Below are 11548 nucleotides of genomic sequence, written 5' to 3'. Positions count from 1 at the left end.
AATTATGAATACAAAAACAGCGATTGTAACCGGAGGAAATTCGGGTTTAGGATTTGCAACTGCAAAAAAACTATGCGATAATGGCGTTACAACCTATATAATTGGCCGAACAAAAGAAAAAACAGAAGAGGCCTGCAAAGAGATTGGCCCCAATGCCATTCCCGTTTTATTTGACTTAAATGATCTGGCAGGTATTCCAGCAATGATTGAAAATTTAACTAAAAACTCACCTATAGATATTTTGGTTAACAATGCCGGAATCAACCTTAAAAAAGAATTTTTAGACGTTACAGATGAAGAATTTTTAACCATCATTCACACCAATCTTTTAAGTGTTTTTGCCATCAGTAAAGCAGTGGTAAAAAACATGAAAGAAAACAAAGGCGGAAGTATTGTAAACATCAGTTCGATGGCTTCTCAATATGGTATTCCAAAAGTTATTGCGTATTCTGCCAGTAAAGGAGCCATCGAATCGATGACCAGAGCGATGGCTGTAGAATTAGCTCCGTTTGGTATTCGTGTGAACTGTGTGGCACCGGGATTTATCAAAACTAAAATGTCTGCAAAAGCATTAGACAATGACCCGGAAAGAAAAAATAAAGTGCTTTCGAGAACACCGATGGGTATTTTAGGAGAGCCATCAGATATTGCAGATGCCGTTTATTATTTTGCTTTAAACGAATCAAAATTCACTACCGGAACCATTTTGCCTGTCGATGGCGGAAATAGTATCGGATTTTAATAATTTTGGTGTTTAACAAATTAAAAAGTTAGTATTATGATAAAAATGCAGCAAACGATGCGCTGGTTTGGACCTCAGGACAGCGTGCGTTTAATCGATATTAAACAAGCCGGAGCTACCGCAATTGTAACAGCCTTGCACCAGATTCCGGTTGGCGATATCTGGACTATTGAAGCTATACAAGAAAGACAGCAAATTATTAAGGATGCCGGATTAGAATGGACAGTGGTAGAAAGTTTGCCTGTTCACGAAGAGATAAAAAGAGCAGCTGGTAATTATTTGCAATACATCGAAAATTATAAAATCAGTTTGAAAAATCTTTCCGATTGTGGGATAAAAATCATCACGTATAATTTTATGCCCATTCTGGACTGGGTAAGAACAGATCATAATTATAGCAATCAGGATAGCAGCAAAGCTTTGTTGTACAATCAATTAGCTTTTACTTTTTTTGATGTGTATTTATTAAAAAGACCAAATGCCGAAAACGAATATTCAGAAGAAGAAAAAGCAAAGGCTTTGCAATTTGGCAGCCAACTTTCAGATAGTGAAAAAGAATTGCTCTTCAAAAATGTTTTGCTAGGATTGCCGGGGAGTAAAATAAACTTTACCGCGGAGCAGATTCTTTCCTTATTAGATAATTATGCAGCTATTGATAATAAAAAATTAAGAGAGAATTTGATTTATTTTTTATCAGAAGTTGTTCCGATAGCAGCAGCATGTGGCTCTAAATTAGCAGTTCATCCGGACGATCCGCCATTTTCAGTATTAGGACTTCCGCGGATTGTTTCGACTGAAAATGATTTTAGGGAAATTTTTGAAGCAGTGCCATCATCCGCAAATGGATTGTGTTATTGCACCGGTTCTTTAGGTGCGAATCCTTCGAATAATCTGGAAAAAATAATAGACGATTTTGGTGACAGAATTCATTTTTTGCATTTACGAAATGTCATTCGTGAAAACGAGAATGTTTTTAGAGAATCGGAACACCTGAACGGAGAAGCTAAAATGGAAGCTATTATAGAAAAATTAATCGTACTGATGAACGAGCGAAACGTAAGTTTGCCCATGCGCCCGGATCACGGATTTTTGCATTCGATAGAAGAAGGAATAGAACAATATCCTGGTTATTCTTTGGTAGGAAGATTAAAAGGTCTGGCAGAATTAAGAGGTCTGGAAGCAGGTATTGGCTACAAATTGAAACAATTGAATTAGTAAATTGATGTTAAAGAAAAATAGTTCAATTTAACTCGTTGGGTAATTTTTTTTAACACATAGAAACATAGCTTATTGAAGTCAAAAAAGGCGTTTCACTCACATTAAAACACATAGCTATCTATGTGTTAAGAAACGAGTTTCTTTTTGATTTCCTTTTTTTTAAATCATAAAATCTATGTTTCTATGTGTTTAATTAAATTTTTTATTAATTACACCAACGAGTTTCAATTTAATAATTGATGATGTGGTAAAAGCAGTATAGTTTTTAAATTTAAAATGAATCGTAACCCAAATAAAAATAATAAACATGAAAGTATTTAGTCCCTTTTTACTAGCCGTGACGGCACTATTTGTCGTTAGTTGCCAATCAAAACAAGAAGAGGTTTCTTTGAAAAACAGTTACAAAGATGATTTTTATATCGGAACCGCTTTAAGTGCGGATCAAATTGAAGGAAAAGATGCCAAAGCTGATTCTTTGATTAGTAAAGAATTCAATAGTATTACTGCCGAAAATATCATGAAATCGATGTTTATTCATCCAGCAAAAGACAAATACGATTTTACGTTATCGGATAAATTTGTGGCCTATGGTGAAAAAAATAAAATGTTTATTCACGGACATACTTTGATATGGCACAGTCAGTTAGCTCCGTGGATGCAGGAAATAAAAGACAGTACAGCAATGAAAGCGTTTATGAAAGATCATATCACGACAATTGTTTCGAAATACAAAGGCCGAATCAATTCCTGGGATGTTGTCAATGAAGCTTTAAACGAAGATGGAACGCTTAGAAAATCGATTTTCTTAGAGGTTTTAGGAGAAAATTACCTAACAGATGCTTTTAAACTGGCCCAACAAGCGGACCCAAAAGTAGATTTGTATTATAACGATTATAATATAGAAGAACCTGCCAAAAGAGAAGGTACCATCCGATTAATAAAAAAAATAAAAGCAGCCGGAGGAAAAGTTGACGGAGTTGGTATTCAGGGACATTGGAGATTGGAGAGTCCTTCATTAGAGGAGATAGAAAAAAGTATTTTAGAGTATTCAGCGCTTGATTTAAAAGTAGCTTTTACAGAATTAGACATCACCGTTTTACCAAACCCTTGGGACTTGCAGGGAGCCGATGTAAACCAGAATTTTGAGGGTAATCCTAAAATGAATATGTATCCTAAAAGCCTTCCGGATTCTATCCAGACAAAATTGGCAAACCGTTATGCTTCAATCTTTAAATTGTTTTTGAAACACAAAGATAAAATAAGCAGAGTGACATTTTGGGGAGTGCATGATAAGCAGTCCTGGCTGAATGATTGGCCTATAAAAGGAAGAACCAATTATCCTTTATTGTTCGACACGCAAATGCAGCACAAAAAAGCATATAATAGTGTGATGGAATTAAAGCAAACTAAACAATAATTTAAGATAAAACAGCGGTTATAATATGGAATTTATAACAATCGGTTGTTTTTGCTTTATATATGTAAATAATGTACTCAGTATTTGTTTATTACATATATTTATATAATTTTACACAACCGATTGTTTAATTAAATAATAACATAAAAAACATCTTTATTCGGATAAAGAAATCAAGATTATTAACTTACTATTGTGATAAGAAAATCAATTGGTAACTAACTACAATAACCACAAACCATAATGAATAACATTTCTCAAAAACTTTCCATTAAAGAAAAAATAGGATACAGCCTGGGTGATTTAGCCGCAAATTTAGTTTTTCAGACCCTGATGACCTATCTGGCCTATTTTTATACCGATATATATGGATTATCACCTACGGATTCTTCCATAATCATGTTGGTAGTAGGATTAATAGCAGCCTTTATTTTTAATCCGATTATTGGAGTTTTAGCAGACAGAACTTTTAGCAAATGGGGGAAATTCAGACCATGGATTTTAGCCACCGCTATTCCGTTGGGAGTTGTTGCTTTATTAGCTTTTACAACGCCCGATTTTTCATATAAAGGAAAGGTAATCTATGCCATCGTAACCTATACATTATTATTATTGTTTTATGCAGGTAATAATTTGCCTTACAGTGCTTTAAGTGGTGTTATTACAGGTGATATGCGTGAGCGCAACAGCTTGTCTTCTTATAGATTTGTGGCGGTTATGTTTGCGCAGTTTTTTGTGCAGGTTTTTATGTTAGGAATCATTAAAAGTGCAGGAAATGGCGATAAGGCTATTGGTATAGAAAAAGTAATGACGGTTCTGGCTATCATTGGAACTATAATGTTACTGATTACTTTTTTTACTACAAAAGAACGCATCATTCCAAAACCGGAACAAAAATCCAGTATAAAAGAAGATTTGAATGATTTGATGAAAAACAAACCCTGGATAATCATGTTGAGTCTTACCACCTTAGTATTTATTACACTGGCGATGAAAGGCGGGGCTTATGTTTATTATTTCGAAAATTATGTAGATAAAGTACAGTTAGCCAGTTTTATAAAGCCCATTTTAGAAGTATTAGCCAGTTTAGGACTCAATCAGTTTGGGAATGACCCTATTGCCGCGGGATTTGGATTATTTAATGCAGGAGGAATTATTTTTATGATAGTGGGTATTACCTTATCAAAAAAACTAGCCGATAAATATGGTAAGCGTAATGTATTTGCTTCGTTTTTATTTGTTTCGACCTTATTTGTTTTAGCCTTTTACTTTTTTCCGGCAGATTCTGTTGGTCTGATGTTTTATTCTCAAATACTCCACGGATTTTTTTATGGGATAACCATACCTATTTTATGGGCCATGATCGCCGATGTTGCGGATTATTCTGAATGGCTGAACCATCGTCGCGCAACTGCGATTATTTTCTCTGCTATGATGGTGGGACTAAAAGCAGGTTTAAGTATCGGCGGTGCTTTAACGACCTTGTTTTTGGGTTATTATCATTATATCCCGAACTCATTGACTCAAACAGATACTGCTATTAATGGTATAAAATTATTAGTAAGTGTTTTTCCTGCAATACCTTTTTTAGTTGGGGTTGCCTTGTTGTTTTTTTATAAAATTAATAAAAATATGGAAGTACAAATAGAAAACGATTTAAAAGAGAGAAGAACTTAATTAGTATTAAAAAAATAAAGATTTCACTATGCCTGAAGATAGTATTGAACAAGTTAATTTTGAAGAAATTAATAAAAAAGCAATTTCGAAACCCTTGGTTTCACATATTTACACGGCTGATCCTTCAGCACATGTATTTAATAATAAGATTTACATTTATCCTTCACACGATATTGATGCCGGGATTCCGTTTAATGATAATGGAGATCATTTTGGTATGGAAGATTATCATGTTTTCTCGATGGAGAATATCACATCAGATACTGTAGATCATGGAGTTGCCTTGCATGTAGAGGATGTAGCTTGGGCAAAAAAACAAATGTGGGCACCTGATGCAGCTTGCAAAAACGGTAAATATTACTTGTATTTTCCAGCAAAACGTGCCGATGGTATTTTTCAGATTGGTGTTGCCGTGAGCGACTCTCCAGTAGGACCATTTTTGCCTCAGCCAAAACCTATAGAAGGAAGTTATAGTATTGATCCGGCTGTTTTTGAGGATGAAGATGGGAAACAGTATATTTATTTTGGCGGAATTTGGGGCGGACAGCTTCAAAAGTACCGTGACAATCAATATCATGCTGATCACGAAGAACCATCAGCAAATGAACCAGCTTTAGGACCTATTGTTGCACTTCTTACAGAAGATATGTTAGAGTTTGCAGAAAAGCCTAAAGAGATCCAGATTCTCGATCAAAACGGAAAAGTATTAGTTGCAGGAGATAACGAGCGTCGTTTTTTCGAAGCTTCGTGGGTACACAAATACAATGGTAAATATTACTTTTCGTATTCTACAGGAGATACACATTTTATTTGTTACGCTACAGGTGATAATCCTTATGGACCTTTTACGTATCAGGGCAGAATTTTAAATCCGGTTATAGGATGGACTTCACACCATTCGATATGTAAAGTTGATAATGAATGGTATTTGTTTTACCATGACTCCAGTTTATCAAAAGGAGTGACTCATTTACGAAGTATTAAGGTAACCAAAATAGAGTATCTGGAAGATGGTTCAATAGTAACCATAGATCCTTACGGAATGCAGGAATAAGCAGATTAAGATTGCTGTTTTATTAGGGATAGTATAACGATTAAAATTTTATTTTCTATGAAAAGAGGAGATGAAAAAGGCAAAAGAGCGAACAGTCATTATATTTCAAACAGTATAGAAATTGATTGTGTGATATTTAATTTTGAAGGTGAAACGCTTAAAGTTTTATTAGTTAATCAAAAAGATAATCAAGGCAACTTAAACTGGAGATTAGCCAATGACTGGATAAAAGAAGGGCAGACGATATTGAGTACTGCTCATAATATTTTAGAGGATTACATAGGCGAACAGCATTTTTATTTAGAGCAGCTTAAAGCTTTTAGTTATCCATCGCAGTCCTCAACACAGGAAGAAATTGCAATAGGATATTATGCTTTAGTAAAAAATAATGCTCAGGGTTTAACTATCAAAGAATCGATTGCAGATGCCAAATGGGTGGGTATTAATGAAGTGAATGGATTAACCGATAAGCATAAAATAATTTTAGATTACAGCGTAAAAGAGTTGCGAAAGAATATTTGCAAAAGTGCCATAGGATTTAATTTATTGCCCGAAAAATTTACATTATTACAGGTGCTGCATCTTTACGAAGAAATTTTAGGAATAGAAATAAACAAACCCAATTTTAGAAGAAAGATATTGCAAATGGGGTTGTTATATGATGCAAACGAGAAAGAAGAAGATGTATCACACAGAGCAGCAAAGTTTTACAGCTTAAACCTTAACAACAATGAATTATTATCGCAAAGAGAGATTAATTTTAATTTTAATGGTTTTTAGTGATTTATTTTAAAAAAAAATGCCAAAAAACACAATCGGTTGTGTTGTAAAATTAAGTTTTTTAGCAGAATAAGTTTTATCTTTAATAAATGATTTGTTTTTATTCAAAATATTGAAAATAAGATAGATATAGGGTTAAGGAAATTAGGCTGTAGAAATTATTAAAGTGAATAATGTGTATTTTAGATTAAAAAAATAGAAAGTAAAAAAGTATGTACTACATAGGATATGATATCGGAAGTTCTTCTGTTAAGGTAGCCCTGACAGAAGCTGCTACGGGCAAAAAAATAATTGTGCTGAATGAGCCGCAAAACGAAATGGAAATTGTGTCCTTACATTCAGACTGGGCAGAACAGGATCCGGAAATTTGGTGGCAGCACATTTGTACCGCGACTAAAAGAGCTATTCGAGATGCTAATATTGAGGCTTCAAAAATAAAAGGAATTGGTATTTCGTATCAAATGCACGGATTGGTTATTGTAGATAATAAGTGCAATCCGCTGCGTAATGCCATTATCTGGTGCGATAGCAGGGCGGTAGAAATTGGCGACAAAGCTTTCGCAGAGATTGGTAAGGAAAAGTGCGCTGAACATTTGCTCAATTCACCTGGAAATTTTACCGCTTCGAAACTAAAATGGGTAAAAGATAACGAACCTGAAATTTACAATCAGGTTTACAAATATATGTTACCGGGAGATTATATCGCGTACAAACTTACGGGGGACGTAACCACGACAAAAAATGGTTTATCTGAAGGAATGTTGTGGGATTACAAAGAAAACAAAGTAGCCAATTGGCTTTTAGATTATTATGGCATCGACCAATCGATGACACCCACAATAGTCGAAAATTTTACCAATCAAGGTGTTCTAAACGAAAAAGGAGCTAAAGAATCAGGATTGCCAGTGGGTATTCCGGTTGTTTACAGAGCAGGTGATCAGCCTAATAATGCGTTGTCTTTGAATGTTTTAAATCCCGGAGAGGTTGCCGCTACTGGTGGTACTTCGGGTGTTTTTTATGCCGTAAGCGATATTTCTACAGGAAATAAAAGCACAAGAGTAAACAATTTTGTACACGTCAATTACGATGACAAAGCACCAAAAATTGGGAAACTACTCAACATCAACGGAGCTGGAATTCAGTACCGATGGTTACGAAATAATATGGGTGATGAAACCTATGAAACCATGAACCGCAAGGCTTCGAAAATTGCGGTAGGTTCAGATGGAGTAGTAGTCATCCCGTTTGGTAATGGTGCAGAACGCATGTTCAATAACAAAAATATTGGCACACATTTTTTAAATCTAAACTTAAACATACACAACAGTTCGCATTTGTTTAGAGCTTCTCTGGAAGGAATTGCTTTTTCTTTTGTTTACGGAATGGAATGTTTAAAAGAGGATAATGCAACGATTAATGTAATCAGGGCAGGAAATGATAATTTATTTCGCTCAGAAATTTTTTCTAATACAGTTGCTACTTTGATCGGGCATGAAATCGAAATTTATAATACTACTGGAGCTGTAGGAGCTGCCAGAGCGGTGGGTCTGACAGATGGAAATTTTGAAAAATTTGGAGCCAGCATCACGACCAACGATCACGTTATGACTTTTTTACCCTTAAAAAACGCAGCCCCTTATGAAAAGGCATATCAAAATTGGAAAAAGGAATTAGAATTAATATTAACAAATAAAAAATAGAAAAATGATAGTTTTAGGCAATAAAGAATACTATAAAGGTATCGGAGAAATTAAGTTCGAAGGAAAAGAATCAGATAATCCTTTGGCGTTCAAATATTATAATCCAGATCAGGTTGTAGCTGGAAAAACCATGCGTGAGCATTTTAGATTTGCTATTGCATACTGGCACACCTTCTGCGGACAAGGAAGTGATCCGTTTGGGCCAGGAACTCAAAATTTTGCATGGGACCAGTCTTCAGACCCAATTCAGGCTGCAAAAGATAAGGCAGATGCTGCTTTTGAATTTATTAGCAAAATGGGTTTTGATTATTTCTGTTTTCACGATTATGATTTAGTTGCTGAAGGACCAACTTTTGCCGAATCAGAAAAACGTTTGGCGACGATTACAGAATACTTGAAAGAGAAAAAAGCAGCTTCTGGAATTAAACTGCTTTGGGGAACTTCAAACTGTTTTTCGAATCCAAGATTCATGAACGGTGCAGCAACCAACCCAGATTTTAATGTAGTGGCCAGAGCCGGAGGACAAGTGAAATTGGCCTTAGATGCGACAATTGCTTTAGATGGAGAAAATTATGTTTTTTGGGGAGGACGCGAGGGATACATGTCTTTACTGAATACCGATATGGGTAAAGAATTAGATAATATGGCTAAATTCCTTACTATGTCGAGAGATTATGCAAGAGCACAAGGATTTAAAGGAACGTTCTTTATCGAGCCAAAACCAATGGAGCCAACAAAACACCAATACGATTTTGACTCGGCTACGGCTATAGGTTTTTTACGTGAATATGGATTGGATAAAGATTTCAAAATCAATATTGAGGTAAATCACGCTACTTTGGCACAACATACTTTTCAGCACGAATTAGAAGTAGCTGCAAAAGCCGGAATGTTAGGAAGTATCGATGCCAACAGAGGTGATTACCAAAATGGCTGGGATACAGATCAATTCCCGAATAACATTCAGGAAACAACCGAAGCGATGCTTGTTTTCTTAAAAGCAGGAGGTTTACAAGGTGGAGGTGTTAATTTTGATGCTAAAATCAGAAGAAGTTCTACCGATATGGAAGATGTTTTCCTGGCACATATTGGCGGTGCAGACACATTTGCAAGAGCACTTTTAACAGCGGATAAAATCATTACTTCTTCTCCTTACGAAAAATTGAGAGCACAACGTTACAGTTCTTTTAGCTCTGGAAAAGGAAAAGATTTTTGTGATGGAAAATTAGATCTTCAGGATTTATATAAAATTGCTCATGAAAACGGAGAATTGGCATTGCAAAGCAGCAAACAGGAATTGTTTGAAAACATCATTAATCAATATATCTAAGAATAAAATAATCCGTTGGATGAATTTTTAACACATAGAAACATAGCTTATTGAACTTTAAAAAGACGTTTCACTTCCATTAAAACATATAGCTATGTGTGAAGAAACGAGTTTCTTTTTGATTTCCTTTTTTTAAATCATAAAATCTATGTTTTCTATGTGTTTAATTAAATTTTTATTGATTACACCCAACGGGTTAAAAGAGAATTTTGGCAATGTAATTTTTAGGTGGAAAAAGCGTTGCGGAAAAATAGTTTTTTTAGTATATGATATCTATAGAACGTTATTTTTAAGCTATCATAAAAAAAAAGAATTTTCGCAATGAGTTTTCAGAGAATGTGTGTTACGATTATGGCTTTCTTTTGAGTAAAGAATAAATCTTAGACAAATGGGTTTTAGGTTTAGTTACTATTTGGATATCGTTTATTTAGAATTCGAAAGAAAGTTGATTTAATAAAATTTAATTGCCTTTTATTAAATGTTTTTTGAAGATTAGGACACAATCTTAATGCACATTTTCGCTCACTGCTGCTTGCTAAAATCATAGGCAGTTTAATAATCAGGAATTGCGGGCTACTCAATAGTTAGTGCCAAAGCAATCCAACTTAAACAAGAGAACATGAAATTTTTTATTGACACAGCCAATTTAAATGATATTCAGGAAGCACAGTCTTTAGGAGTGTTAGATGGCGTTACGACCAATCCGTCTTTAATGGCTAAAGAAGGCATTACTGGAAAAGCCAATATATTGAAGCATTATGTAGCAATCTGTGAGATTGTTGACGGAGATGTTTCTGCTGAGGTTATTTCAACAGATTTTGAAGGAATGGTAAAAGAGGGGGAAGAATTAGCCGCTTTGCATCCGCAGATTGTAGTGAAGTTGCCTATGATTGCTGATGGAGTTAGGGCTTGCAAATATTTTTCTTCTAAAGGAATCAGAACCAATGTTACTTTGGTTTTTTCAGCAGGACAGGCTTTATTAGCCGCAAAAGCAGGAGCGACGTACGTTTCTCCATTTTTAGGAAGGTTAGATGATATCTCTACAGATGGTATGAATTTGATTTCTGAAATAAGAGAAATTTACGATAATTATGAGTACAAAACTCAAATTCTTTCGGCTTCTATAAGACATACGATGCACATTGTAAATTGTGCCAAAGTAGGATCAGATGTTATGACCGGGCCATTATCTGCTATAAAAGGATTGCTGAAGCATCCCCTGACAGACATTGGTCTGAATCAATTTATTGAAGATGCTAAAAAGATGAATATTTAATTTTTTAGGGTACCGTTTTCCCAACAAATTATACTTATTTAAAAGAAATCATTTTTTATTTTTCTAATTTTTTTTTGAAAAACTCCTTTCAGTTTGTGTTGAAGGGAGTTTTTATTTTTAACAACCGATTGTTTCTTTTGCACAATTTTATCTTCTTACTATTTTTTTGCCCAATTTGGAGCTACGGAATGTTTATTTAAATGTTATTAATCAATATTTTAGCTGTTAATTCATTTTTTTAACATTACTAATATTTCAAAATTGTCAGTTTTCAAATTAACTATTGCGGAAAAAATACACTTTGCTTTTTTATGTTTTTTTTATGATTTACAACTAAAACGTAAATTATCTACA

General features: G+C 34.5%; 9 protein-coding genes. All 9 read left to right on the top strand.

The genetic code is table 11. The annotated features are described in order from the left end of the window. The first annotated feature begins 4 nt into the window (after positions 1 to 4). The 9 genes from GON26_RS02095 (at position 5) to fsa (ending at position 11194) form a co-directional block, all read left to right on the top strand. A complete protein-coding gene (locus tag GON26_RS02095) occupies positions 5 to 742 on the top strand; it encodes an SDR family NAD(P)-dependent oxidoreductase (RefSeq protein ID WP_160373056.1) in 738 nt (245 codons plus the stop codon). Between the two features lie 36 nt (positions 743 to 778). Further along, on the top strand, positions 779 to 1957 hold the full coding sequence (gene uxuA / locus GON26_RS02090) for a mannonate dehydratase (protein ID WP_317164672.1): 1179 nt from the start codon (positions 779 to 781) through the stop codon (positions 1955 to 1957). 310 nt (positions 1958 to 2267) lie between these two features. Then, on the top strand, positions 2268 to 3377 hold the full coding sequence (locus GON26_RS02085) for an endo-1,4-beta-xylanase (RefSeq protein ID WP_160373055.1): 1110 nt from the start codon (positions 2268 to 2270) through the stop codon (positions 3375 to 3377). A gap of 243 nt (positions 3378 to 3620) precedes the next feature. Then, positions 3621 to 5054 carry an MFS transporter gene (locus GON26_RS02080; RefSeq protein ID WP_160373054.1) on the top strand — a complete coding sequence of 478 codons (1434 nt, stop codon included), beginning with the start codon at positions 3621 to 3623 and terminating at the stop codon, positions 5052 to 5054. A gap of 28 nt (positions 5055 to 5082) precedes the next feature. Continuing rightward, a complete protein-coding gene (locus GON26_RS02075) occupies positions 5083 to 6108 on the top strand; it encodes a glycoside hydrolase family 43 protein (protein ID WP_160373053.1) in 1026 nt (341 codons plus the stop codon). A gap of 57 nt (positions 6109 to 6165) precedes the next feature. Next, positions 6166 to 6888 (top strand): NUDIX hydrolase, encoded by a 723-nt coding sequence (locus GON26_RS02070; protein WP_160373052.1) that lies wholly within the window; start codon positions 6166 to 6168, stop codon positions 6886 to 6888. Positions 6889 to 7100: 212 nt separating this feature from the next. Then, positions 7101 to 8588: a xylulokinase gene (locus GON26_RS02065; protein WP_160373051.1), complete on the top strand. Its 1488-nt coding sequence runs from the start codon at positions 7101 to 7103 to the stop codon at positions 8586 to 8588. 4 nt (positions 8589 to 8592) lie between these two features. After that, positions 8593 to 9918, top strand: coding sequence for a xylose isomerase (gene xylA, locus GON26_RS02060; protein ID WP_160373050.1), 1326 nt, complete (start codon positions 8593 to 8595; stop codon positions 9916 to 9918). A gap of 619 nt (positions 9919 to 10537) precedes the next feature. After that, entirely contained in the window at positions 10538 to 11194 is a 657-nt protein-coding gene (fsa, locus tag GON26_RS02055; RefSeq protein WP_160373049.1) for a fructose-6-phosphate aldolase, read from the top strand. Positions 11195 to 11548: the final 354 nt, after the last annotated feature.

This window comes from Flavobacterium hydrocarbonoxydans, from assembly GCF_009789235.1.
Classification (GTDB): Bacteria; Bacteroidota; Bacteroidia; order Flavobacteriales; family Flavobacteriaceae; genus Flavobacterium; species Flavobacterium hydrocarbonoxydans.
This window is presented reverse-complemented; position numbering and strand designations above follow the sequence as displayed.

What these genes read in the sequence shown, in the direction of transcription:
- GON26_RS02095 (WP_160373056.1), top strand. Translation starts at nt 5, where the DNA reads ATGAATACAAAAACAGCGATTGTAACCGGAGGAAATTCGGGTTTAGGA.
- uxuA (WP_317164672.1), top strand. Translation starts at nt 779, where the DNA reads ATGATAAAAATGCAGCAAACGATGCGCTGGTTTGGACCTCAGGACAGC.
- GON26_RS02085 (WP_160373055.1), top strand. Translation starts at nt 2,268, where the DNA reads ATGAAAGTATTTAGTCCCTTTTTACTAGCCGTGACGGCACTATTTGTC.
- GON26_RS02080 (WP_160373054.1), top strand. Translation starts at nt 3,621, where the DNA reads ATGAATAACATTTCTCAAAAACTTTCCATTAAAGAAAAAATAGGATAC.
- GON26_RS02075 (WP_160373053.1), top strand. Translation starts at nt 5,083, where the DNA reads ATGCCTGAAGATAGTATTGAACAAGTTAATTTTGAAGAAATTAATAAA.
- GON26_RS02070 (WP_160373052.1), top strand. Translation starts at nt 6,166, where the DNA reads ATGAAAAGAGGAGATGAAAAAGGCAAAAGAGCGAACAGTCATTATATT.
- GON26_RS02065 (WP_160373051.1), top strand. Translation starts at nt 7,101, where the DNA reads ATGTACTACATAGGATATGATATCGGAAGTTCTTCTGTTAAGGTAGCC.
- xylA (WP_160373050.1), top strand. Translation starts at nt 8,593, where the DNA reads ATGATAGTTTTAGGCAATAAAGAATACTATAAAGGTATCGGAGAAATT.
- fsa (WP_160373049.1), top strand. Translation starts at nt 10,538, where the DNA reads ATGAAATTTTTTATTGACACAGCCAATTTAAATGATATTCAGGAAGCA.